22 protein-coding genes and 1 tRNA gene are annotated in these 23,124 nt (G+C 63.7%); 17 read left to right on the top strand and 6 right to left on the bottom strand.

Annotated elements, in window-relative coordinates; translation table 11 throughout:
- Nucleotides 1-11 precede the first annotated feature (11 nt).
- From XINFAN_RS03415 to rho, 5 genes are read right to left on the bottom strand one after another with little or no spacing between them, the layout of a single operon-like run.
- Nucleotides 12-818 (bottom strand): ParA family protein, encoded by an 807-nt coding sequence (locus XINFAN_RS03415; RefSeq protein ID WP_124085116.1) that lies wholly within the window; start codon nt 816-818, stop codon nt 12-14.
- The gene (locus tag XINFAN_RS03410; RefSeq protein WP_124085098.1) at nt 805-1,440 is read right to left on the bottom strand and encodes a 16S rRNA (guanine(527)-N(7))-methyltransferase RsmG; all 636 of its coding nucleotides are present in this window, start codon (nt 1,438-1,440) and stop codon (nt 805-807) included. The genes XINFAN_RS03415 and XINFAN_RS03410 overlap by 14 nt, the downstream gene beginning before the upstream one ends.
- 3 nt (nt 1,441-1,443) lie before the next feature.
- Nucleotides 1,444-3,309, bottom strand: coding sequence for a tRNA uridine-5-carboxymethylaminomethyl(34) synthesis enzyme MnmG (gene mnmG / locus XINFAN_RS03405; protein ID WP_199286351.1), 1,866 nt, complete (start codon nt 3,307-3,309; stop codon nt 1,444-1,446).
- A gap of 11 nt (nt 3,310-3,320) precedes the next feature.
- A complete protein-coding gene (gene mnmE, locus XINFAN_RS03400) occupies nt 3,321-4,601 on the bottom strand; it encodes a tRNA uridine-5-carboxymethylaminomethyl(34) synthesis GTPase MnmE (RefSeq protein ID WP_124085096.1) in 1,281 nt (426 codons plus the stop codon).
- 22 nt (nt 4,602-4,623) lie between these two features.
- The gene (gene rho / locus XINFAN_RS03395) at nt 4,624-5,892 is read right to left on the bottom strand and encodes a transcription termination factor Rho (protein ID WP_124085095.1); all 1,269 of its coding nucleotides are present in this window, start codon (nt 5,890-5,892) and stop codon (nt 4,624-4,626) included.
- 530 nt (nt 5,893-6,422) lie between these two features.
- On the opposite strand from rho, the gene XINFAN_RS03390 reads away from it, so the two are divergent.
- The 13 genes from XINFAN_RS03390 (at nt 6,423) to XINFAN_RS03330 (ending at nt 20,237) form a co-directional block, all read left to right on the top strand.
- Entirely contained in the window at nt 6,423-7,046 is a 624-nt protein-coding gene (locus XINFAN_RS03390) for a Maf family protein (protein ID WP_124085094.1), read from the top strand.
- The gene (locus XINFAN_RS03385) at nt 7,043-7,882 is read left to right on the top strand and encodes a shikimate dehydrogenase (protein ID WP_124085093.1); all 840 of its coding nucleotides are present in this window, start codon (nt 7,043-7,045) and stop codon (nt 7,880-7,882) included. The genes XINFAN_RS03390 and XINFAN_RS03385 overlap by 4 nt, the downstream gene beginning before the upstream one ends.
- A complete protein-coding gene (coaE, locus tag XINFAN_RS03380) occupies nt 7,879-8,481 on the top strand; it encodes a dephospho-CoA kinase (protein ID WP_124085092.1) in 603 nt (200 codons plus the stop codon). The genes XINFAN_RS03385 and coaE overlap by 4 nt, the downstream gene beginning before the upstream one ends.
- Nucleotides 8,474-9,169: a DNA polymerase III subunit epsilon gene (gene dnaQ, locus XINFAN_RS03375; protein ID WP_124085091.1), complete on the top strand. Its 696-nt coding sequence runs from the start codon at nt 8,474-8,476 to the stop codon at nt 9,167-9,169. Before coaE ends, dnaQ begins: the two co-directional genes overlap by 8 nt.
- A gap of 110 nt (nt 9,170-9,279) precedes the next feature.
- Nucleotides 9,280-10,086: a flagellar motor protein MotB gene (locus tag XINFAN_RS03370; protein WP_124085090.1), complete on the top strand. Its 807-nt coding sequence runs from the start codon at nt 9,280-9,282 to the stop codon at nt 10,084-10,086.
- Between the two features lie 83 nt (nt 10,087-10,169).
- Entirely contained in the window at nt 10,170-11,495 is a 1,326-nt protein-coding gene (locus XINFAN_RS03365) for a flagellar hook protein FlgE (RefSeq protein ID WP_124085089.1), read from the top strand.
- A gap of 6 nt (nt 11,496-11,501) precedes the next feature.
- The gene (gene flgK, locus XINFAN_RS03360) at nt 11,502-12,956 is read left to right on the top strand and encodes a flagellar hook-associated protein FlgK (protein WP_124085088.1); all 1,455 of its coding nucleotides are present in this window, start codon (nt 11,502-11,504) and stop codon (nt 12,954-12,956) included.
- Between the two features lies 1 nt (nt 12,957).
- Entirely contained in the window at nt 12,958-13,953 is a 996-nt protein-coding gene (locus XINFAN_RS03355; protein WP_124085087.1) for a flagellin family protein, read from the top strand.
- Nucleotides 13,953-15,050, top strand: a complete 1,098-nt coding sequence (locus XINFAN_RS03350) for a flagellar basal body P-ring protein FlgI (RefSeq protein WP_435530842.1) — start codon at nt 13,953-13,955, stop codon at nt 15,048-15,050. Before XINFAN_RS03355 ends, XINFAN_RS03350 begins: the two co-directional genes overlap by 1 nt.
- A 94-nt stretch (nt 15,051-15,144) precedes the next feature.
- Nucleotides 15,145-16,185 carry a homocysteine S-methyltransferase family protein gene (locus tag XINFAN_RS03345; RefSeq protein ID WP_124085085.1) on the top strand — a complete coding sequence of 347 codons (1,041 nt, stop codon included), beginning with the start codon at nt 15,145-15,147 and terminating at the stop codon, nt 16,183-16,185.
- Nucleotides 16,182-18,896 carry a methionine synthase gene (gene metH / locus XINFAN_RS03340; protein ID WP_124085084.1) on the top strand — a complete coding sequence of 905 codons (2,715 nt, stop codon included), beginning with the start codon at nt 16,182-16,184 and terminating at the stop codon, nt 18,894-18,896. The genes XINFAN_RS03345 and metH overlap by 4 nt, the downstream gene beginning before the upstream one ends.
- A 69-nt stretch (nt 18,897-18,965) precedes the next feature.
- Complete coding sequence (leuB, locus tag XINFAN_RS03335) at nt 18,966-20,072, top strand: 3-isopropylmalate dehydrogenase (RefSeq protein WP_124085083.1); 1,107 nt, start codon at nt 18,966-18,968, stop codon at nt 20,070-20,072.
- 88 nt (nt 20,073-20,160) lie between these two features.
- A tRNA-Pro gene (locus tag XINFAN_RS03330) sits at nt 20,161-20,237 on the top strand.
- A 497-nt stretch (nt 20,238-20,734) separates the two neighbouring features.
- Here the strand turns inward: XINFAN_RS03330 and XINFAN_RS03320 are convergent.
- Nucleotides 20,735-20,962 carry a helix-turn-helix domain-containing protein gene (locus XINFAN_RS03320; protein WP_124085081.1) on the bottom strand — a complete coding sequence of 76 codons (228 nt, stop codon included), beginning with the start codon at nt 20,960-20,962 and terminating at the stop codon, nt 20,735-20,737.
- 73 nt (nt 20,963-21,035) lie between these two features.
- Here XINFAN_RS03320 and XINFAN_RS03315 point away from each other — a divergent pair, with 73 nt between their 5' ends.
- The 4 genes from XINFAN_RS03315 (at nt 21,036) to XINFAN_RS03295 (ending at nt 23,029) form a co-directional block, all read left to right on the top strand.
- A complete protein-coding gene (locus tag XINFAN_RS03315; protein WP_124085080.1) occupies nt 21,036-21,356 on the top strand; it encodes a zinc ribbon domain-containing protein in 321 nt (106 codons plus the stop codon).
- Between the two features lie 390 nt (nt 21,357-21,746).
- The gene (locus XINFAN_RS03305; RefSeq protein ID WP_124085078.1) at nt 21,747-21,935 is read left to right on the top strand and encodes a hypothetical protein; all 189 of its coding nucleotides are present in this window, start codon (nt 21,747-21,749) and stop codon (nt 21,933-21,935) included.
- Between the two features lie 9 nt (nt 21,936-21,944).
- Nucleotides 21,945-22,748 (top strand): metallophosphoesterase, encoded by an 804-nt coding sequence (locus tag XINFAN_RS03300; RefSeq protein ID WP_124085077.1) that lies wholly within the window; start codon nt 21,945-21,947, stop codon nt 22,746-22,748.
- Nucleotides 22,749-22,837: 89 nt separating this feature from the next.
- Nucleotides 22,838-23,029, top strand: a complete 192-nt coding sequence (locus XINFAN_RS03295) for a hypothetical protein (protein ID WP_124085076.1) — start codon at nt 22,838-22,840, stop codon at nt 23,027-23,029.
- Nucleotides 23,030-23,124: the final 95 nt, after the last annotated feature.

Raw genomic sequence — 23,124 nt, 5'->3', positions numbered from 1 at the left:
TCTTGTTTTCGTTACGAACGCCGCAGTTTCGCGGCAATTTCTTCCGCCAGCGCACGATAGGCCTCGGCCCCGCGCGAGGTCGAATCGTATTCCGTCACCGGCATCGCATGCGAGGGCGCCTCGGACAGCCGCACATTGCGCGGAATGATGGTGCGAAACACCATATCGCCAAGGTTTTCCCGCGCATCGGTCTCGACCTGCTGCGCCAGATTGTTGCGCCCGTCATACATCGTCAGCAACACACCCTCGATCCGCAGGTTCGGATTGGCCGAGCGCCGCACATCCCGCACCGTCAACAGCAGTTGCGACAGCCCTTCCAGCGCAAAAAACTCGGCCTGAAGCGGCACCAGGACCGCATGCGCCGCCACCAGCGCGTTCACCGTCAGCAGCGAGAGCGAAGGCGGGCAGTCGATCAGCACCACATCGAAGGCCATGGCGTCGATTTCGGGGTGGCGCAGCGCGTCATGCAGCAGAAAACTGCGCTTCTCATTCGACACCAGGTCGATATCGGCCGAGGCCAGATCCGAATTCGCCGGGCTGATCCAGAGATTGGGCACCGAGGTCTTGCGGATGATCGTCTCCGGATGCGTCTCGGACAGGATCAGATCATAGGTCGTCAGCTTGCGGTCACCCGTCGCCACCCCGAGCCCGGTCGAGGCATTGCCCTGCGGATCCAGATCCACCAGCAAAACCCGTAAGTTCCGCTCGGCCAGCGCGGCCGCAAGGTTGATGGCGGTCGTGGTCTTGCCCACACCGCCTTTCTGATTCGCGATGGCGATCACATGGGCGGGCAACGGCGGAACATCAGGCAAGGGCATCGCGGCTGGCACGGCGCAGATTCCTCAGTTTCAGGATGGCTGACCCTTTATGGCCCGGATCGCACGCCGCCTCCAGATCGAAGAACCAGTTTTTCCGCGCCACATCCACTTCTTCCTGCCAGGTTTCGCCCTTGGGAAACAACGCCATGCCGTCGGGCGTTCCATGGCGTTCCATAATCTCGCAAAGCATATTTAGGGGGGCTAATGCCCGGGCCGACACTACATCTGCCCCAAGCGGCGTAATCGCCTCGGCGCGTTCGGCGCAGATTACGGTCGGAAGGCCAAGCTGTCGCGCCGCCTCGCGCAAAAACGTCGCCTTGCGCTGATCCGATTCCACCAGAACAATCCGGGTCCGAAGCCCGCGATCCTGAAGCAACACCGCAACGACAAGGCCGGGAAATCCGCCACCCGCACCAAAATCGGCCCAGATCGCGGGCGCGGGAGGAGCCAGCGTCAGAATCCGCGCAGAATCCTCGATATGTCGCGACCAGAGATCCGCCACCGTCGCGCGCGAGATCAGGTTGATGCTCCGGGTCCATTTCTCGGCCAAAGCCGCGAAAAGACGCAGCTTTTCCAGCGCGGCCCCGCTCGCGCGCAGTTCCGTCCAAAGCGCCTGATCCACCGCTCAGCCCGCCAGTTTACGCGATTGCGGTTTGCGCAAAGCCGCGATCAGCAGCATCACTGCGGCCGGAGTCATCCCCTCGATCTGCCGCGCGCGCTGGATATTCTCGGGCCGGACCCGGCTGAGCTTGCCGGACAGTTCGGCCGACAGACCAGACAGCGCGGCGTAATCGAAATCGGCCGGAATCAGCATCGCCTCGTGCTTGCGCAGATCCTCGGCATCGGCGGCCTGACGATCGGCATATTGCGCATAAAGTGCCTCTATTTCGGCCTGACGGCGCACGGTGTCCGGATGATCCACCAGCGCCGGCACGAGCGAATCAATCACCGCCGGATCGTAATCCGGCATCGCCAGCAGATCCCAGGCCGAGCGGCGCGCCCCATCCTGGCTGACCAGGATTCCGGCCTGCGCCAGCTCCTTTGGAGTGAACTTCTGCGATTTCAACAGGCTGGTAACGCTTTCCAGCGCCTTTGTCTTCTCGCCGAACGCGCGGATCCGCTCTTCACGCACACAACCGAGGGCAATGCCCTTTGGCGTCAGCCGCTGGTCGGCGTTATCGGCCCTTAGCGAGAGCCGGTATTCCGCGCGCGAGGTGAACATCCGGTAGGGCTCGGTCACCCCGCGGGTGATCAGATCGTCGATCATCACCCCGATATAGCTGTCGCTGCGCGAGAAACTGACGGGATCCGCGTCACGCATGGTCGCCGCGGCATTCAGCCCGGCGACCATGCCCTGAGCGGCAGCCTCCTCATATCCTGTGGTGCCGTTGATCTGACCCGCAAGATACAGACCCTGGACCGCCCGGCTTTCCAGCGTCGCGCGCAGGCCCCGCGGGTCGAGGTAATCATATTCTATGGCATATCCGGGCTGGGTGATCACCGCCTGCTCAAGTCCGGCAATGGTGCGGACGTAGGCTTCCTGCACCTCGGCGGGTAGCGAGGTCGATATGCCGTTCGGATAGACAGTGGGATCGTCCAGCCCTTCGGGCTCAAGGAAGACCTGATGGCTGTCCTTGTCGGCGAACCGGACCACCTTATCCTCGATGGAGGGGCAATAGCGCGGCCCTACGCCGTCGATATGCCCGCCATACATCGCGCTGCGTGACAGGTTGTCGCGGATGATCTCATGCGTCGCGGCCGAGGTATGGGTGATCCCACAGGAAATCTGCCGCACCAGGGGCTTGTGGTGAAGGAAGGACAGAACCACAGGATCTTCGTCCGCCGGCTGCATCTCCAGCCGGTTCCAGTCGATGGTCCGTCCATCAAGCCGCGGTGGCGTGCCGGTTTTCAGCCGTCCGGTGGTCAGCCCGAGATCGCGGATCTGCTGTGCCAGCCGCACCGAGGCATTGTCGCCAACCCGGCCACCCGGGAGGCTCTTATCGCCGACATGGATAAGCCCGTTCAGAAAGGTTCCGGTGGTCAGAACCACCGCCTGCGCGTGGATCTCTGACCCGTCGGCCAGTGCGATGCCCGCGATACGACCGCTGTCGAGGAGCAAAGCCGCCGCCTCTCCTTCCAGGATCGTGAGCTGGGGCTCGGCCGCAAGCAATCCCTGCACCGCATCGCGATAAAGTCGACGGTCCGCCTGAGTGCGCGGCCCCTGCACCGCCGGCCCCTTGCGCCGGTTCAGCAGACGATACTGGATCCCCGCCATATCCCCGGCGCGGCCCATGATCCCATCCATCGCATCAACTTCGCGCACCAGATGACCCTTGCCTAGACCACCTATCGCCGGATTGCAGGACATGATACCAATCGTCGCGGCCCGCATGGTGACCAGCGCCGTCATCGCGCCCATCCGGGCCGAGGCTGCTGCGGCCTCTGCCCCGGCATGGCCACCGCCCACCACAATCACATCGAAATGTTTCACGTGAAACATCCTCACTTCCCGATACAGAAGCTGGCGAAGATTTCCCCCAGCAATTCGTCCACATCCACCCTGCCCACCAGCACATCCAGCGCCCGAATCGCCTCGCGGAGTTCTTCGGCAACGATTTCCGGCAGGAAATCAGCATTCATCATCCCAAGAACCCGGCGAATCGCAGCGACACCCTGTTCAAGCGCAAGACGATGGCGTTCCCGCACCAGAATACCAGCTCCGGCAACTTTTTCCGAGAGGCGGTGCGAAATCTCGCGCAAAAGCACATCTACCCCCTGCCCGGTGCGGCCTGAAACCGCCAGACCATCACCTTGAGCCGAAAGGTCAGCCTTGGGCGAAACCAGAAGGTCACCTTCCGACGGAGCCAGATAACCCTCTGGTTCACCAAGAAAAATCCGCAGATCCGCCATTTGCGCGCGTTGCACGGCGCGGCGGATGCCCTCCTGCTCCACCAGATCCTGGCTTTCGCGCAGCCCGGCAGTGTCCAACAGGGTCACGGCCAGCCCGTCGAGGTCCATCCGCACCTCGATCACATCGCGCGTGGTCCCGGCAATTTCCGAGGTGATGGCCGCTTCACGCCCGGCCAGACGGTTCAGCAGTGTGGATTTCCCGGCATTCGGTGCGCCGACGATTGCCACCTCAAACCCTTCGCGGATACGCTCCGCCGCATTCACCGCGGCGGCTTCCCGTTCCAGTTCTGCCAGCAATTCCAACAGGATCGCACGAACTTCGGGCGTGACATCGACCGGCACATCCTCATCGGCAAAGTCGATGGTGGCCTCGATCAGCGCGGCGGCACGGATCAGACGACCGCGCCAGATCTCCACCCGCTTGCCGATCTCACCTGAAAGCGTCCGCAATGCCTGTTTGCGCTGCGCCTCGGTTTCGGCATCGATCAGATCCGCGAGACCTTCGACCTGGGTCAGATCCAGCATGCCGTTTTCCAGCGCGCGGCGCGTGAATTCGCCAGGTTCGGCCAGCCGCGCGAGGCCGGTTTCTCCGATAGCCCGCAGCACTGCCGAAACGACGGCAATACCTCCGTGAAGCTGGAACTCCACAACCTTCTCGCCGGTGAAACTAGCGCCTTCCTCGAAAACAAGCACCAAAGATTGATCCAATACCTCGCCCTGCCACGAGATATTGCGCAAAGCCGCCTGCCGCACGCGCGGCACCGAACCGCAAAAGGCGGCGCAGATCTCATGCGCCGCCGGGCCGGAAATTCTGATGATCGCGACGCCCGCTCTGCCGCGGGCCGTCGCGCTGGCATAGATCGTATCCGCCATCGCAACCCCGCTGGCGCAAGACTCAGGTGTTCATGGAATCGAAGAATTCCGCATTGGTCTTGGTCTGCTTCAGCTTGCCAAGCAGGAACTCGATTGCATCGGTGGTGCCCATCGGGTTCAGGATCCGACGCAGAACATAGGTCTTCGACAGGTCGGATTTCTCGACCAGAAGATCCTCTTTCCTCGTGCCGGATTTGAGGATGTCCATCGCCGGGAACACCCGCTTGTCGGCGACCTTGCGGTCGAGCACGATCTCGGAGTTGCCGGTGCCCTTGAACTCCTCGAAGATCACCTCATCCATCCGCGAGCCGGTGTCGATCAGCGCGGTGGCGATGATGGTCAGCGAGCCGCCCTCTTCGATGTTCCGCGCAGCCCCAAAGAACCGTTTCGGGCGTTGCAGCGCGTTGGCATCGACGCCGCCGGTCAGCACCTTGCCCGAGGACGGCACCACGGTGTTGAAGGCCCGGCCGAGACGGGTGATCGAATCAAGCAGGATCACCACGTCGCGCTTGTGTTCAACCAGCCGCTTGGCCTTTTCGATCACCATCTCTGCCACCGCGACGTGCCGGGTCGCCGGTTCGTCGAAGGTCGAGGACACGACCTCGCCCTTCACGCTGCGCTGCATGTCGGTGACTTCCTCGGGCCGCTCGTCGATCAGCAGAACGATCAGATAGCATTCCGGGTGGTTCGCCGCGACCGAACGGGCGATGTTCTGAAGCAGCACCGTTTTACCGGTACGCGGCGGCGCCACGATCAGCGCGCGCTGGCCTTTGCCGATCGGCGCCACCAAATCGATGATCCGGGCCGAGCGATCGCGGATCGTCGGATCCTCGATCTCCATCTTCAGCCGCTCATCAGGGTAAAGCGGCGTCAGGTTGTCGAAATGCACCTTGTGCTTGGCGCGTTCGGGATCGTCGAAATTGATCTTCGTCGCTTTCACCAGGCTGAAATAGCGCTCGGTTTCCAGCGGAGCCTTGATCACGCCCTCGATGGAATCGCCGGTGCGCAGGCTGAACTGCCGGATCATCTCGGGCGAGACATAGATATCGTCGGGGCCTGGCAGATAGTTCGCCTCGGGGCTGCGCAGGAAGCCGAAACCGTCCTGGAGCACTTCGAGCACGCCATCGCCGCCGATCTCGTAGCCCTCTTCGGCATGTTCCTTGAGGATCTGGAACATCATCTCGCCCTTGCGCATCGAAGGGGCGTTCTCGATCTCCCATTCCTCGGCCATGGCCAGAAGATCGGCCGGGGTCTTGGCTTTGAGATCGGAGAGATTCAGACGTTCGGTCATGGAGAATACCTGCGGACGGCGCGTGACACTCACGCGGGCCGGATCTGGCTTGAAATCGGGAGGCGCATCGGCCGGACGGCTTTGCTGGCAAGGCAGATAGGGGCTTTGCATCTCAAAGTCAACGCCGCCGGGGGTCAGGCGGAAAACGGGTCAGCCTTCATCTTATATTCATAAAGAAAGAGAAAAGATGATGATGATGTTGGGGCAGGGGATATCGGGATTTCGGCTTTTCCCCATGGGTTTTCCCGGGGTCAGCCGGTTGTGGAAAGGCTGTGGGTAAAGAGAGAAGAAAATCTGAAAACGGATAATAATCATTGTAAATCAAAGCATTATTATGGGCAACTTTGATCGGGATTGTTTTGGACAGGGGGATGATAACCTGCTCTGTCCCAAAGCCGTGGAAAATGTCATGGTCCTTGGGATAAGATCGGAGCGGCTTTCGCGCCAGGCGCCGGTTCAGATGTTCTTCCCCATTCTGCCCCGGTTCATCCTGACCGGAACCGCAGGAACGAAACCGGATTTTCCACAGAATGACCCCCGAGAAAGCTGCCCGCCTTTTGCCGCCCCTTGTGCTCGCTTCGACCTCGGCGACGCGGATCGCCATGCTGGAGGCCGCCGGTCTGAGCTTTGAGTCCCTGCCCGCGCGGGTTGATGAGGAATCGATTCGCCGCGCGCTGGAGGCCGAAGGCGCCTCGCCCCGCGACATGGCCGATACCCTGGCCGAGGTGAAAGCGCGCAAGATCGCGGAGAAGCGCCCTGATGCGCTGGTGATCGGCTGCGATCAGATCCTGGAGTTGAACCGCAGGATCTTCGCCAAGCCCGAAACCCCGGAGGAGGCGCGGGAAAATCTGCTGGCCCTGCGGGGCAAGACACACCGGCTCTTGTCGGCCGCGGTGGTTTATGAAGAGGGCAAGCCGGTCTGGCGTCATGTCTCCGAGGCGCGGCTGACGATGCGCGACTTCTCGGAGGCTTATCTCGACAGCTATATCCCGCGAAACTGGGAAAAGATCCGCCATTCGGTCGGCGGATACCGGCTGGAGGAAGAGGGCGTCCGGCTGTTTTCCGCGCTTCAGGGCGACCATTTCACAATTCTCGGCATGCCGCTTTTGCCGCTCTTGTCCTGGCTCTCGCTTCGGGGGATCATCCCGGCATGACCGAACTTGCGAAAATTCCGCTTGCCGGGGTGATTGGCCATCCGATCGCCCACAGCCGAAGCCCGGCGCTGCATGGATACTGGCTGAAACGCTATGGCCTGCCGGGGCATTATATTCCGATGGATGTGGCGCCGCAGGATCTGGAGCACGTGCTGCGCACTCTGCCCCAGATGGGATTTGTCGGGGTGAACATCACCCTGCCGCATAAAGAGGCGATCCTGTCGATTGCCGATATCATCACCGACCGCGCCGCGCTGATCGGGGCGGCGAACACGCTGATCTTCCGCAAGGACGGCAAGATCCATGCCGACAACACCGACGGTTCGGGCTTCATCGCCAATCTGCGCCAGAACGCGCCGCATTGGGATCCGACCGCCGGGCCCGCCGCGGTGCTGGGCGCCGGCGGTGCGGCGCGTGCGGTTGTCGCCGCGCTGGTCGAGGTCGGCGCGCCCGAGATCCGCATCGTCAACCGCACCCGCCCGCGGGCCGAAGGGATGCGCTCGGATTTCGGCGCCAAGGTGGTGGTGCACGACTGGACCCATGTCGGCCAGATGATCGAAGGCTGCGCGACGCTGGTGAACACGACCTCGCTCGGCATGACCGGCAAGCCGGATCTGGTGATCAACCTTGACCGCCTGGATCAGCGCTGCCTCGTGACCGATATCGTCTATGCGCCGCTCAAGACCCAGCTTCTGATCGAGGCCGAGGATCGCGGCTGCACCGTGGTCGACGGGCTCGGGATGCTGCTGCACCAGGCGGTGCCGGGGTTCGAGCGCTGGTTCGGCAAACGTCCGGTGGTGGATGAGGAAACCCGTCAGGCGGTGCTCTCCGCATGACGGCGTTTCGTCTTGGGCTTACCGGCTCGGTCGGGATGGGAAAATCGACCACCGCCGCGCTGTTCGTGGCTGAGGGGATCCCGGTCTGGGATGCCGATGCGGCTGTGCACCGGCTTTATGCCCCCGGCGGCGCGGCGGCGGATCTGCTGGCGCCGCATTTCCCGGCTGCCGTTGCGGATGGCAGTGTTTCACGTGAAGCACTCAAGGCCGCGCTGGCCATCGATCCGTCCCGGCTGGGGGTGCTGGAATCCCTTGTCCATCCGCTGGTGGCAAAGGATCGGGCGGCCTTTCTGGCCTCGGCCAGCTCCGACATCCTGGTCCTCGATATCCCGCTCTTGTTCGAGAAAGGGACCGAGGCCGAATGCGACGCCACCCTGCTGGTGACCGCGCCGCCCGGGATCCAGCGCGCCCGCGTCCTCGCCCGCCCCGGCATGACCGAGACGCAGCTTGCGCTGATTCTGTCGCGTCAGATGCCCGACCGAGAGAAACGCGCCCGCGCCGATCATATCGTGGAAACCCTGTCCATTGAGAGCACCCGCGCTTATGTTCAGGCGCTGATCGCCCATATCAGGGCGGAGCGGGGGGCAGCGCATGCGTGAGATCGTTCTGGATACCGAGACCACCGGCTTCGATCCCGAAACCGGCGACCGGATCGTCGAGATCGGCGGGGTCGAGCTGTTCAACCACCTGCCCACCGGGCGCACATATCACCAGTATATCAACCCCGAACGGGCGATGCCGCAGGAGGCTTTCGAGGTCCACGGCCTCGGCGATGATTTCCTGCGCGACAAGCCGGTTTTCGCGCGCATCGGCCAGGATTTCGTCGATTTCGTCGGCGATGCGAAACTGGTGATTCACAACGCCGCCTTCGATATGAAATTCCTGAATTTCGAGCTGAAGCGGATGGGTCTTGGGGTCATCCCCTGGGAGCGGGCCATTGATACCCTGGCCATCGCGCGGCAGCGTTTTCCGGGCTCGCCCGCTTCGCTCGATGCGCTTTGCCGCCGTTTCGGGGTGGACAATTCCCGGCGCGAGAAACACGGCGCGCTGCTCGACAGCGAAATCCTCGCCGAGGTCTATCTGGAGCTGATCGGCGGCCGTCAGCCTGATCTGGTGCTGGCGCCCTCCGGCGGCGGCCGTGGCGCCGCGCAGGGTGCGGAACAGGACTGGCGTCCCCGCCCGCGCCCGGCGCCGCTGCCGTTGCGTCTCTCTGACGCCGAGGCCGCCGCCCATGCCGCTTTTGTGGAAAAGCTGGGCCCCGGCGCGATCTGGCTGAAACGGGTCTGAGCGCCGCGAATTACGGCGGTTTCGCGCCTTTTCCTTAAAACCCAAGCCTTTAAGCGGCTGTTCACCGCGCCCTGCCAGACTGGCTCCGGGTGAGTGAAAGGGGTGTTGAAATGGCCGGGCAAGGCAATGCTCAGCCGGTCATCATCAAACGGAAGAAAAAGGTCTCGGGCGGCGGTCATCACGGCGGCGCCTGGAAAGTGGCTTATGCCGATTTCGTGACCGCCATGATGGCGTTCTTTCTGTTGATGTGGCTGCTGAATGCGACGACGGAAAAGCAGCGCAAAGGGTTGTCGGATTATTTCAATCCGACGATCCCGATCAACCGGGTCTCGGGCGGGGGAGAGGATTCGCTGGGGGGGGAATCCATGTTCACCGAGGAACAGAGCGCGCAGAACGGAACCGGCGGAATCTCGGATAGTCGCGGCGGCTCCGGTGAGGCCAGCGCCGAGGCCGAGATTCTGAAAACCGTCGAGAAAGAGCTGTTCGCCCAGGGCGGAGAAAGCCGGACGATGGAGCAGCTTCTGCGCCATGTCGTGACCCGCGTCACCGACGAGGGTCTGGTGATCGAATTGTTCGATCTTGACGATGCGGTGTTGTTCCAGGGCCAGAGCGCCGATCCGACGCCGGCCACTCTTGCACTGGCATCGGTGCTGGCCGAGGCGCTGAATCTGGCCACCAACAAGATCGCCGTGAACGGTTTTGTCCAGACTTACCCGGTGACCCTGGCCGATAATCCGTCGTGGGAGCTTTCGTCGGACCGCGCCCGCGCCATGCGGCAACTGCTGGAAGAGGCTGGTATCCAGGCGCCGCGGTTTCAGCGGATCGGCGGTTTTGCCGACCGCAAGCCCGCCGTGGCCGATCCGGCGGCAAAGCGCAACAACCGGATCGAGATCGTGCTTTTGCGCCGCGACAGGTGATGAGAAAAATCTGAGGAATTAGCGGAAATTTAGGATCCTGCCTTCAGTCTGCATCAAAGTCATGCAGCAGAAAGGTGCGATTGATGACGATTTCCTCTGCGCTTGCCGCGGGTGTGGCCGGGCTGAACGCCAATGCCACCCGGCTGGCCACCATCTCGGACAATATCGCGAACTCAGGCACTTATGGTTACAAACGGGCTCATGCGGAATTTTCCAGCATGGTCATCACCAATTCGCGCGGCTCGGGCGTCTATTCCGCGGGCGGCGTGCGGGCCTCGACCGTCCGCCTGATCGAAGAGCGGGGCGGCCTTGTCGGCACCTCGCATCCGCTCGATCTTGCGGTATCGGGGCGCGGCATGCTGCCGGTGCTGCCCGAGGTCATGCTTGGCGCCGGCGCCGGTGATCGTGCCCTTCTGATGACCACGACCGGCTCGTTCCGCACCGATGCGAACGGGGTGCTGAAAACCGATTCCGGCCTTGTGCTGATGGGCTGGCCGGCCACATCGGACGGCACGATTCCGGTCTTTCCGCGCGACACGATCACCGGCCTCGTTCCGGTGGTGATCAATGCCAACCAGACCTCGGGCGATCCGACCACGCAGATGACTCTGGGCGTGAACCTGCCCGCCACCGCGACCGAGCCCAGTGCGGGCGGCGATGCCCTGCCCTATGCGGTGGAGTATTTCGGCAATCTCGGCACCTCGGAATCGCTCGATTTCAGCTTCACGCCCACGGTCCCGGCCGCGGGCTCGCCCAATTCCAACACCTGGACGATGGTGATCCGCGATTCGGCCAGCAACAATGCGGTGATCGGCGAATATGTCCTGACCTTTGACGATTCCCGCGCGGCGGGCGGAACGCTGGCGACGGTAACCGCCGCGAGCGCCACCCCGCCCTGGCCCGCCTATGATTCCGCCACCGGCACTCTGCCGCTGATGGTCGCGGGCGGGCCGATGAACGTGGCGATCGGCCGGGTCGGCGATCCCAACGGGCTGACCCAGTTGTCGGACGAATTCGCTCCGGTGCAGATCACCAAAGACGGCTCGCCGGTGGGCAATCTGACCACGGTCGAGGTGAACGCCAACGGCTATATCACCGCCACCTACGACACCGGTTTCACCCGTGTGCTGTATCAGATCCCGCTGGTGGATGTGCCCAACCCGAACGGCCTCGTCTCGCTGCACAACCAGACCTACCAGGTCTCGCCGCAGTCGGGCTCGTTCTTCCTCTGGGATGCGGGCGACGGGCCGACCGGCTCGATCGAGGGCTATGCGCGCGAAGGCTCCACCACCGATGTGGCGGCGGAACTGACCTCGCTGATCCAGACCCAGCGGGCCTATTCCTCGAACGCCAAGGTCATCCAGACCGTGGACGAGATGCTTCAGGAAACCACCAACATCAAACGGTAAACCGCCATGAGCATCACCTCGGCCCTCAACAGCGCGCTGACCGGCATTTCCGCGACCTCGCGGCAGGCCGAGGCGATCTCGTCAAACGTGGCCAATGCCACCACCCCGGGCTATGCCAGACGCTCGGTTTCGCTCTCTGCGCTCAGCCTGGGCGGCCAGGGCCAGGGCGTCCGGGTGGTGGGCATCACGCGCCACAGCGACCTTTATCTGATCAACGACCGCCGAAGCGCCCAGGCCGCGGCCGGCGACAGTGCGGTCCGGGCGGGTTTTTTGTCCCGGCTGGAAAATATCCTTGGCGACACCGAGGCTGCGGGCTCGCTGGTCTCGCGCGTTCACGCGCTGGACCAGGCCCTGCTCGAAGCCGCCAGCCGCCCGGAATCCGAGGCGCGGCTGAGTGCGGCGGTCACCGCCGCGCGGGCTTTGGCCGAGGGGCTGAACTTTGCCAGCGATGCGATCCAGGCCGAGCGACTGCGGGCCGATCAGAACATCGCAAGCGCGGTCGAAAGGCTGAACACCGGGCTGAAACAGGTGCAGGAGCTGAATTCCGTCATCGCTTCCTACAGTTTCTCGGGGCGTGAAACGGCGGCGCTGATGGACCAGCGTCAGCAGATCATCGACGGTATCGCCGCGATCGTTCCGCTGAAGGAAATCCCGCGCGAGGGCAATCAGATCGCGCTGGTCACTACGGGCGGCGCGGTTTTGCTGGACAGTTCGGCGGTCGAGATCGGCTTCACCGCGGTGCATACTATCGTGCCGGAAATGACCATCGGCAGCGGCGGTCTCTACGGACTGACGATCAACGGCAAGCCGATGGCGACCACGGGTCCGGCCAGTCTGATCCAGGGTGGCGAGCTTGGTGCGCTTTTTGCGGTGCGCGACGGGCTGGCGGTCGAGGGCCAGGCGCTGCTCGACACCATGGCGCGCGATCTGATCGAGCGGTTCGGTGATCCGGCTGTGGACCCGAGCCTTGCGACCGGCGAACCCGGCCTGTTTACCGATGGCGGGCTTGCCTTCGATCCGGCGCTGGAAACCGGCCTTGCCTCGCGCATCCGGCTGAATGCTGCACCCGACCCGTTGCAGGGGGGCGACCTCTCCAGGCTGCGCGACGGCATCGGTGCGACGGGGCCAGGTCCTGCGGGCAACAATACGCTTCTGACCGCATTGTCCGGCGCGCTGAACCAGTCGCGCTCCACCGGCTCGGCACTGATGCCGGGCAGCCGCACTCTGCCCGGGCTGGCTGCGGATATCCTTTCGCGTGTGTCCTCGCACCGGATTTCTGCGGATACAGAACAGTCGTTCACCTCAGCCCGTTATGCCGCGCTCGGCGATCTGGAATCCGCTGCGGGCGTGAATATCGATGAGGAAATGCAGGCGCTTCTGGTAATCGAGAAGAATTTTGCGGCCAATGCGAAAGTCATTCAGGCCGTGGATGAAATGATCAGGACATTGCTGGGATTGTAAGATGGACCGTATCAGCTCGAACCCGTTCCTGACCCCGGCGCTGGTGCGTCAGGGCGCCGATCTGCGGGCGAAACTTCAGGCGACCACGCAGGAGATGGCTACCGGCAAACAGGCCGATACCGGCGCCACGCTGCGGGGCGATTTCGGCCGGCTGGCCGCGACCGATCATGCGCTGGCCCGGATCTCCGGCTATACGGCCGCGACCAGCGAACTGACGCTGACCGCCAGCGCGATGCAAAGCGCACTGGCGATGATCTCGCAGGCGGCAGAGCAGCTTGGGAGCAATCTTCTGAGCACGGCCAGCGGTCTCAGCGCCCCGCAACTGGCTGCGGTGACATCCAGCGGGATGCGGGATTTCGAGACCGTCATCGCGGCGCTCAACACCCGGGTTTCTGAACGTCCGGTCTTCGGCGGGGTAAATTCCGCCGTTGCACCGCTGCCCGATGCGCAAAGCATTCTCGGCGCGCTGGAAACCGCAATCGCCGGAGTAGCGACGCCCGAAGATATTTCCGCGGCCGTCGATTCCTGGTTCGCTGGCGCCGGCTATGAGGCGCTTTATACGGGCGGTGCGCCCGTGGGGGGGATCGCGGTCGCGGCAGGCGAGACGGCATCCCTGCCCTTCACCGCGCTTGATCCCGCGATCCGGGAAACCCTCGCCGGTTTTGCCAAAGTGGCGCTGCTCGACCGCGGGTTGCTTGCAGGCGATCACGCGGCACGGGCGGCCTTTGCCTTGGGCGCGGGGGTCGATCTTCAGTCGTCCTCGGATGCGCGGGCGGTTCTTGCCGGCCGCATCGGCACCACCGAAGAGCAGCTTTCCCGCGCCCAGGCCCGTAATTCGGCTGAGAAGTCTGCGCTTACGCTTGCGCGAACCGCGCTGATCGAGGCCGATCCCTACGAGGCCACCGTGCGGCTTGAGGATCTGGAAAGCCGGCTGGATGCTTTCTACACCATAACCGCACGGCTCTCGCGCCTCAGCCTGACGGAGTATCTGCGGTGATCCGCCTTTTTCTGGCGCTGGCCTTCCTCTGGCTTGCCGGTCCTCCGGTCGGGGCCGAGCCGGTGCGCATCAAGGATCTTGTCGAAATCGACGGCGTGCGTGGCAATGACCTGGTCGGCTATGGCCTTGTGGTGGGGCTGAACGGCACCGGCGACGGGATTCGCAATTCGCCTTTCACCGAAGAGATCATGGCCAACCTGCTGGAACGGCTGGGTGTCAACGTCGCGGGCGAGGATTACAGGCCGAAAAACGTGGCCGCGGTTTTCGTCACTGCGACGCTGCCTCCCTTCGCCCGTGCGGGCGCGCGGATCGATGTCACCGTCTCGGCCATCGGCGATGCCAAAAGCTTGCTCGGCGGCACGCTGGTGATGACGCCCCTGAACGGCGCCGACGGGCAGATCTATGCGGTTGCGCAGGGAACGATCATCGCTGGCGGCATCTCGGCCGAGGGCAAGGCCGCACGGGTGGTCCAGGGCGTGCCGACAGCGGGCACCATTCCCTCGGGCGCGCGGGTAGAGCGTGAGGTCACCTTTGATTTCACCCAGGTGTCGGTGCTGCGGCTGGCGTTGAAAACGGCGGATTTCACCACGGCGGCGCGGATCGAACAGGCGATCAACCGGGAATTCGGCGGAAGGTCGGCCGCGATGCTGGACGGTGGCACAATCGCGCTGGACCTGAGCCGGATCGGCGGCGGCTCTCCCGCCCATGCTATCGCCAGGATCGAATCCCTGCGGGTCGATCCGGAAACCCGCGCCCGGGTGGTGGTGGATCAGCGTTCGGGCACCATCGTGATCGGCGCCGATGTCCGCATCAGCCGCGTGGCGGTGGCCCAGGGCAATCTGACGCTCAGGGTCGAGGAGCGTCCCGTCGTGGTGCAGCCCAACCCGTTTTCCGAGGGCGAAACCGTCGTCGTGCCGCGCAGCTCGGCCGAGATCGCGACCGAAGGCAGTGGCCTTGCCGAGGTGGCGGGCGGCACAAATCTGTCCGAGGTGGTGGCGGGGCTGAACGCGCTTGGCGTGCAGCCGCATGACATGATCGACATCCTGAAAAGCATCCACGCCGCCGGGGCGCTGCACGCGGAATTCGTGATCCAATGATATTCTATAAAATTCATAATCCTCTCCAGAATTATGAATTTCACACCAGGTAAAATCCGCCATAGGGTCCGCGCATTCAGACTTCGGCGGAACCATGCAGATTTTCACTCTCCCGGCCTCACCGGCCCTCGCCCGACTTGAACAGGCTGCGCGAGAGCGAATCCTGATCCTCGACGGCGCGATGGGTACGCAAATTCAGCAGCTTGGCCTTGGCGAGGAGGATTACCGGGGCCAGGGCTCCGGCCATGTCTGCCGTCACCACTCCGATCATCCGCAAAAGGGCAACAACGATCTTCTGATCCTGACCCAGCCCCAGGCCATCGAAGACATCCATTTCAACTATGCGATGGCCGGGGCGGATATCGTCGAGACCAACACCTTTTCGGCCACCACCATCGCTCAGGCCGATTACGGGCTGGAGGCGGCGGTTCATGATCTGAACGCCGAGGGCGCGCGGATCGTGCGCCGCGCGCTGGACCGGGCAACCGCGATCGACGGCAGGCCGCGCTATGTGGCGGGCGCGGTGGGGCCGACCAACCGCACAGCCAGCCTCAGCCCGGATGTGAACAATCCCGGCTACCGTGCCGTCAGCTTTGAGGATCTGCGCCGCGCCTATGGTCAGCAGGTGCGCGGGCTGATCGAGGGCGGCGCCGACATCATCCTGATCGAGACGATTTTCGACACGCTGAACGCCAAGGCGGCAATCTTCGCCTGTTTTGAAGCCTTCGCCGAACGCGGCCAGCGCCTGCCGGTCATGATCTCGGGCACGATCACCGACGCCTCGGGCCGCACGCTCTCGGGTCAGACGCCGACTGCCTTCTGGCATTCGGTGCGCCATTGCCGCCCCTTCACCGTCGGATTGAACTGCGCGCTCGGCGCCAGCGCGATGCGCCCGCATATCGCCGAACTTTCCGCTGTGGCCGAGACCTTCACCTGCGCCTATCCGAACGCGGGCCTGCCGAACGCTTTCGGCCAGTATGACGAAGGGCCGGAGGACACCGCCCGTCAGGTGGAGGATTTCGCCCGCGACGGGCTGGTCAATGTGGTCGGCGGCTGCTGCGGCACCACGCCCGACCATATCCGCGCCATCGCTGAATCCGTCACCCGTCACAAGCCGCGCGAGGTTCGGAAATGAGCCGATACCTGCGCCTTTCTGGGCTGGAGCCCTTTGTACTGACCCCCGACATTCCCTTCGTCAACGTGGGCGAGCGGACCAACGTCACCGGCAGCGCGAAATTCCGCAAGCTGATCACCAACCGCGACTATGCCGCCGCGCTGGACGTGGCGCGCGACCAGGTGGAAAACGGCGCCCAGGTCATCGACATCAACATGGACGAGGGGCTGATCGACTCGAAAGCCGCTATGGTCGAGTTCCTGAACCTGGTCGCTTCCGAGCCCGACATCGCCCGGGTGCCGGTGATGATCGACAGTTCCAAATGGGAGGTGATCGAGGCCGGGCTGCAATGCGTCCAGGGCAAACCGATCGTCAACTCGATCAGCCTGAAGGAAGGCGAGGAGCAGTTCCGCCACCATGCCGGCCTCTGCCTCGCCTATGGTGCGGCCGTCGTGGTCATGGCCTTCGACGAGACCGGCCAGGCCGACACCTTTCAGCGCAAGACCGGGATCTGCTCCCGCGCCTACCGCATCCTGACCGAGGAAATCGGTTTCCCGCCCGAGGACATCATTTTCGATCCGAACATCTTCGCGGTGGCGACGGGGATCGAGGAACACAACAACTACGGCGTCGATTTCATCGAGGCCACCCGCTGGATCCGCCAGAACCTGCCGCATTGCCATATCTCGGGCGGGGTCTCGAACCTGTCGTTTTCCTTCCGCGGCAACGAGCCGGTGCGCGAGGCGATGCACGCGGTCTTTCTCTACCATGCCATCCAGGCCGGGATGGATATGGGCATCGTCAACGCCGGGCAGCTTGTGGTCTATGACCAGATCGACCCGGACCTGCGCGAGCGCTGCGAGGATGTGGTCCTCAACCGCCGCCCCGACGCGACCGAGCGGATGCTGGAGATTGCCGAAAAGTTCCGCGGCGGGCCGAAAGAGGAAAAGGTCCGTGACCTTGCCTGGCGCGACTGGCCGGTGGAAAAGCGGCTCGAACATGCGCTGGTGAACGGCATCACCGAATTCATCGAGGAGGATACCGAGGCCGCGCGGCTGGCCGCGGAACGCCCGCTGCATGTGATCGAGGGCCCGCTGATGGCCGGGATGAACGTGGTTGGCGACCTGTTCGGCGCCGGCAAGATGTTCCTGCCGCAGGTGGTGAAATCGGCGCGGGTGATGAAACAGGCGGTCGCGGTGCTGCTGCCGCATATGGAGGCCGAAAAGGCCGCTGGCGGCGGCACTGGTCGCGAAACCGCGGGCAAGGTGCTGATGGCCACGGTGAAGGGCGACGTGCACGACATCGGCAAGAACATCGTCGGCGTCGTGCTGGCTTGCAACAATTACGAGATCATCGACCTGGGTGTCATGGTGCCGCCGCAGAAGATCCTTGATGTCGCGCGCGAAGAGCAGGTGGATGTGATCGGCCTCTCCGGTCTGATCACGCCCAGCCTCGACGAGATGGTCCATCTGGCGTCCGAGATGGAGCGCGAGGGGTTCGACATTCCGCTCCTGATCGGCGGGGCGACCACCTCGAAAGTGCATACCGCGGTGAAGATCGCGCCGCGCTATCTGCGCGGCCAGGCGGTCTATGTGCTGGACGCCAGCCGCGCGGTGGGCGTGGTCAGCCAGTTGCTCAGCCCGACGCAGAAAGACGGCTACATCGACGGCATCCGCGCCGAATATGTCGAAGTGTCCGAGCGTCACGAACGCGCCGAACTGGCGAAAAAGCGGCTGCCGCTGGCCGCCGCCCGCGCCAATGCGATGAAGATCGACTGGGCGGGCTACAGCGTCCCCGCCCCGCGGTTCACCGGCGCCAAGGTGATCGGGGACTGGGATCTGGCGGAAATCGCCGGTTTCATCGACTGGACCCCCTTCTTCCAGACCTGGGAGTTGAAAGGCGTCTACCCCCGCATCCTGGAGGACGAAAAGCAGGGCGAGGCCGCGCGCCAGCTTTACGCCGACGCGCAGGAGATGCTCTCGCGCATCATCTCCGAGAACTGGTTCCGCCCGCGCGCCGTGCTCGGCTTCTGGCCGGCCAATGCGGTGGGTGACGATATCCGTCTCTATACCGGCGAAAATCGCGCTGAGTCGCTGGCCATGCTGCACACGCTCCGCCAGCAGACCACCAAGCGCGACGGCCGCCCGAACGTGGCGCTGTCGGATTTCGTCGCGCCCGAGGGCATTCCGGATTATGTCGGCGGTTTCGTCGTCACCGCCGGGCCCGAGGAAAGCGAGATCGCCGCCCGTTTTGAGCGCGCGAACGATGATTACGGCGCGATCATGGTGAAGGCGCTTGCCGACCGCTACGCCGAGGCCATGGCCGAGATGCTGCATATGCGGGTGCGCCGCGAGTTCTGGGGCTATGCGCCGGATGAGACTTTCACCCCGCAGGAACTGATCGGCGAGCCCTACTCCGGCATCCGCCCGGCCCCGGGCTATCCGGCCCAGCCCGACCATACCGAGAAGATCACCCTCTTCCGCTTGCTCGACGCCGAAAAAGCCGCCGGGGTGCAACTGACGGAAAGCATGGCGATGTGGCCGGGCTCTTCGGTCTCGGGCATCTATATCGGCCATCCCGCCAGCTATTATTTCGGCGTGGCCCGGGTCGAGCGCGATCAGGTCGAGGATTACGCGCAGCGCAAGGCGATGCCGGTGGAAGAGGCCGAGCGCTGGCTGGCGCCGGTCCTCAATTACATTCCGGTTCAGGCCGGGAAACTGGCGGCGGAATAGGTCCGCCGCTTGACCGCGGGGCGGCCTTGGGCTAGCCCGCGCGCGATCCCCCTGAAACGGAGCGCCCCGATGGCCAACCCCTCCATTCTGATCCTCGCCGGCGACGGCATCGGCCCCGAAGTCATGGCCGAGGTCAGGAAAGTCATCGCCTGGATGGGCGACAAGCGCGGCATTGCCTTCGATGTCTCCGAGGATCTGGTCGGCGGCTGCGCTTATGACGCCCACGGCACACCGCTGACCGACGCCACCATGGCGAAGGCGCAGGCGGTGGACGCCGTTCTGCTCGGCGCGGTCGGCGGCCCGAAATACGACAAGCTGGATTTCAGCGTGAAGCCCGAGCGCGGCCTGCTGCGCCTGCGCAAGGAGATGGACCTGTTCTCGAACCTGCGCCCGGCGCAGTGCTTCGACGCGCTGGCGGATTTCTCCTCGCTCAAGCGCGAGGTGGTGGCCGGGCTGGATATCGTGATCGTGCGTGAGCTGACCAGCGGCGTCTATTTCGGCGAGCCGCGTGGCATCTTCAAAGAGGGCAACGAGCGCGTCGGCATCAACACCCAGCGTTACACCGAATCCGAGATCGCCCGCGTGGCGAAATCGGCGTTTGAACTGGCGCGGCGCCGCTCGAACAAGGTCTGCTCGATGGAGAAGGCCAATGTGATGGAATCCGGCATCCTCTGGCGCGAGGTGGTGCAGGAAGTTCACGACCGCGATTACCCGGATGTTCAGCTGTCGCATATGTATGCCGACGCCGGCGCGATGCAGCTTTGCCGCTGGCCGAAACAGTTCGATGTGATCGTGACCGACAACCTGTTCGGCGACCTGCTGTCGGATGCGGCGGCGATGCTGACCGGCTCGCTCGGCATGCTGCCCTCGGCCTCGCTCGGCGCGCCGATGGCGAACGGCCGTCCGAAGGCACTCTATGAGCCCGTTCACGGCTCGGCCCCCGACATCGCCGGGCAAGGCAAGGCCAACCCGATCGCCTGCATCCTGTCGTTCGCGATGGCGCTGCGCTATTCCTTCGACCTCGGCGACGAGGCGACACGTGTCGAGAAAGCGGTCGAGAAGGTGCTGGCCGACGGCGTGCGCACCGCCGATCTGATGGGCCCCGAGGGCGGCACCCCGGTCACGACCGGCCAGATGGGCGACGCCATCCTCGCCGCCCTGGACGCAAGCCTCTGATTTCGCCGCGCGCGGGAGAGCTTTCTCCCGCGCGCTTGCGTTCCCCCTTGCATCTTCTGCGGCAACCGTCTAATCCCGCGCCCACGGTCGGAGCGTAGCGCAGCCTGGTAGCGCACCTGCTTCGGGAGCAGGGGGTCGGAGGTTCGAATCCTCTCGCTCCGACCAATTTCCCGCTGTGAAGTTTCACAAAGTCTTGCCTTTTGTTCCAAAAGGCGGCTCCTCGGGCGGGGGCGTGAGCTCTTCTGGCTGAGTTTTCTGGACGGATCGCCTTGGTGCGGAACTCCCAGACTTGAAGGCTGATCAGCGCCTTAACCGGTCAGATCGATGAGGCGATCAGTGCTCGCCGCTCGGATTTTCCCTTTCTATGTGGTGTCACCGAAAGCGACTGCTCGGACGCAGCGCCGCGCTTCGTCGGCATGATTGCTGGGGACAAGCGGTCGCTTACGGTTTGAAGCCTATATGCCGCCCTCGCTTGCCCTGCGGCTACTTGATAAAATCGAACAGCGAAGATTCCTCGACCCGTCCAAAGCCGTGTTCGTGATCTTGGACGAGCATGGGGAACTGGTCGGGCCAGCAGAAGATCGGCACCCTAAAGCCATGATGATCGAACAGTCGCCGCCACAAGATTCAACGGAGGCGGCAGCATCCCGTGACATCCGGGATCAGTCCCCCTTGAGCAACATCCAGCCCTCGACACCCAGCCCTTGCGCGACCCGATAGAGGTTGTCGATGGAAATGTTCTGTTCCGACCTTTCGACTGCGCTGAGATAGGTCCGGTTTAACCCACACTCGTGCGCCAGATGCTCCTGCGACCAGCCGCGCTCAGCCCGAAGCCTGCGCATGTTCCGCGCCACGATGTCTCGCAGGGGGCTTCTGGGGGTGGCCTTCATGCACAATGCTATTGTGCACCGACGCTTTTAACTCTACCTGTTTTAAGATACATTCGGCATCGAGGAGGCCGCCATGCCATCGCAATGTCCGCATTGCATGACAGAAATCCACGCCGAGGCTTCTATCTGCCCTGCCTGCGGGGCGGTCCGGGGCGTGTGGGGCCGTTCGGTCGAGAGCTGGCGGCGGGCGTCGACCTTCATGCTGGGAATGGCGGCATTTTTTATCGTTGCAGGCATGGTCTTTGGCACATGGGTGGCGTCAGACTACTCGACAACCTGGTTCGACGGGCTGATCGGCTTTCTGCTCCTTTCGCCTTTCATGCTGTTCTCAGGTGGTGTCGGTCTGTTCTTGCGCTACGTGATCCCCCGCATGCCGGAAGGTTGGTATAGATGAGGACCGCAAAGCAAAAATCGGTCGGCGCCCCGAAGCCCACCTCGATCTGCCCTAGCGTCGGGGAGCGCAAATCCCAAGGGTTCGAGGCTCTGCCTCGCGACATCGCCATGTGGCTACTGATCGCCCGGACGCTACAGCCGATCCTGACTGAACGAATGTTTCTTGGCCACGATAGACCATATCGCCGCTGCCCCCGAAGCGCGCCGACGGCGTAGTCCGCCCGTAACATTGAAAGGAAGTCGTCATGGGCATCGACCACGACAATATCTGTGCCTTGCAGGCACAGGTGCAGACAGACAGCTTTAAGCGCCAAATCGACGAGAAGCTGAACACCGTGCCCCAGGCCTCGGACATCAAGCTATGAGCGCGGTGGCGGATCGGATCCAGAGCATGACCACTTGGCTGGAGTTCCTGCGGGCAAATCCGGACAGCGACTTCGAGTCGGTGATGGAACTGCATGTCCCGATGAGCGTGCAGGTCGAGATCATGCGCAAGGCCGAGGAATTGGGGATCACCCGGGTCGATGTGGTGCTGTCCGCGCTGGCGGACTACGGTATCGCCCCGGGACTTTCTGTGTGAACGGGCGGTATGGCGCGGTTTCTGGTCTGGAGCGATCTTCACGATGAATTCTGGGACGGCTTTGACCTGCCGGATCTGTCCGCGCCGGTGGATGGGGTTCTGATCGCAGGCGACACGCACACGCGCGGTCGTCACCTGGACATCCCGGCTGCGGCGGCGCGCAAGTACGGCTGTCCGGTTGTGGTCATCTGGGGCAACCATGAGGCCTATGGCTCGATCTGGTCGGAGCTTCTCGCCGAGGAAGCGCGGCAGATTGCCACCCTGCATGCCGAAGGGCTCGACATCCGTGTTCTGCACGGGGCCTCGACCCAGATCGCCGGGGTGCGGATCGTCGGCGCGACGCTGTGGACCGACTTCAAGCTCTATCCCGGGCTGGAAGCTCTGGCGCGGACTGTCGTCCCGCGCTTGCTCAACGACTACCATGCCATTCGCACCGCACCCGGCCGGCTTTTCACCAAGGCCGACATGCTGGTGCTGCATGCGGAACAGAAGGCTGCGGTGTTCGATGCCCTGGCGCAACCACATCCCGGCCCCACCGTCGTCATGACGCACCACCTGCCGGTGCGGCAGCTCATTCACCCCGCCCGCGAGATCGGCCGCGACCAGGATCGCGCGCTCAGCGCCGGGTTCGCCAACAACCTGTGGGACGAGACCAAGGCCCACGACATACACAGCTGGATCTGGGGGCACAGCCACGAGGGCGACGCCTGGACCGGCCAGGGCGATCACGGGCCGATCCGCTTCGTCACCAATCAGCGCGGCTACCCGGGCGAAGAGGCGGGGTTCGATCCGGCGTTTGTGCTGGAGGTGTAGCTGGTGGCAGGGGTGGTGCGGTATCGCCCTTGTCGCGCAAGATAACCCGAGCCTTGTCGCATCCGGGGTATCGCAAGGGAGATAGGGCCATGGCCAGCCATCCGGACCGTCAGGCGCTTGATGACTGGGCAATCTATGGCCCTGCAAACCCGCGGCTCACGGAACTGGTCGGACAGCTGGCGCTGCGGCATGATCTCCGCTCGGCTGATATCGAAGCAAGGATCGAAGCTGGCTTGCGGGTATGGCTACAGAGGCTGGAGGTTGCCGAAGAGGGTATCTAGGCTCAGGACTCGTTCTGGATCATAGCCAGAAGAAGACCGTTGCGGCGAGCATGATGGCTGAGAAGAAGGTTTCCGGGCACCGGTCGTATCGGGTG

The organism is Pseudogemmobacter humi (genome assembly GCF_900609055.1).
Taxonomy (GTDB): Bacteria; Pseudomonadota; Alphaproteobacteria; order Rhodobacterales; family Rhodobacteraceae; genus Pseudogemmobacter; species Pseudogemmobacter humi.
This window is presented reverse-complemented; position numbering and strand designations above follow the sequence as displayed.

Coding starts and splice junctions, on each gene's coding strand:
- XINFAN_RS03415 (WP_124085116.1), bottom strand. CDS start 818: ATGCCCTTGCCTGATGTTCCGCCGTTGCCCGCCCATGTGATCGCCATC.
- mnmE (WP_124085096.1), bottom strand. CDS start 4,601: ATGGCGGATACGATCTATGCCAGCGCGACGGCCCGCGGCAGAGCGGGC.
- rho (WP_124085095.1), bottom strand. CDS start 5,892: ATGACCGAACGTCTGAATCTCTCCGATCTCAAAGCCAAGACCCCGGCC.
- XINFAN_RS03390 (WP_124085094.1), top strand. CDS start 6,423: ATGACCCCCGAGAAAGCTGCCCGCCTTTTGCCGCCCCTTGTGCTCGCT.
- XINFAN_RS03385 (WP_124085093.1), top strand. CDS start 7,043: ATGACCGAACTTGCGAAAATTCCGCTTGCCGGGGTGATTGGCCATCCG.
- coaE (WP_124085092.1), top strand. CDS start 7,879: ATGACGGCGTTTCGTCTTGGGCTTACCGGCTCGGTCGGGATGGGAAAA.
- dnaQ (WP_124085091.1), top strand. CDS start 8,474: ATGCGTGAGATCGTTCTGGATACCGAGACCACCGGCTTCGATCCCGAA.
- XINFAN_RS03370 (WP_124085090.1), top strand. CDS start 9,280: ATGGCCGGGCAAGGCAATGCTCAGCCGGTCATCATCAAACGGAAGAAA.
- XINFAN_RS03365 (WP_124085089.1), top strand. CDS start 10,170: ATGACGATTTCCTCTGCGCTTGCCGCGGGTGTGGCCGGGCTGAACGCC.
- flgK (WP_124085088.1), top strand. CDS start 11,502: ATGAGCATCACCTCGGCCCTCAACAGCGCGCTGACCGGCATTTCCGCG.
- XINFAN_RS03355 (WP_124085087.1), top strand. CDS start 12,958: ATGGACCGTATCAGCTCGAACCCGTTCCTGACCCCGGCGCTGGTGCGT.
- XINFAN_RS03345 (WP_124085085.1), top strand. CDS start 15,145: ATGCAGATTTTCACTCTCCCGGCCTCACCGGCCCTCGCCCGACTTGAA.
- metH (WP_124085084.1), top strand. CDS start 16,182: ATGAGCCGATACCTGCGCCTTTCTGGGCTGGAGCCCTTTGTACTGACC.
- leuB (WP_124085083.1), top strand. CDS start 18,966: ATGGCCAACCCCTCCATTCTGATCCTCGCCGGCGACGGCATCGGCCCC.
- XINFAN_RS03320 (WP_124085081.1), bottom strand. CDS start 20,962: ATGAAGGCCACCCCCAGAAGCCCCCTGCGAGACATCGTGGCGCGGAAC.
- XINFAN_RS03315 (WP_124085080.1), top strand. CDS start 21,036: ATGCCATCGCAATGTCCGCATTGCATGACAGAAATCCACGCCGAGGCT.
- XINFAN_RS03305 (WP_124085078.1), top strand. CDS start 21,747: ATGACCACTTGGCTGGAGTTCCTGCGGGCAAATCCGGACAGCGACTTC.
- XINFAN_RS03300 (WP_124085077.1), top strand. CDS start 21,945: ATGGCGCGGTTTCTGGTCTGGAGCGATCTTCACGATGAATTCTGGGAC.
- XINFAN_RS03295 (WP_124085076.1), top strand. CDS start 22,838: ATGGCCAGCCATCCGGACCGTCAGGCGCTTGATGACTGGGCAATCTAT.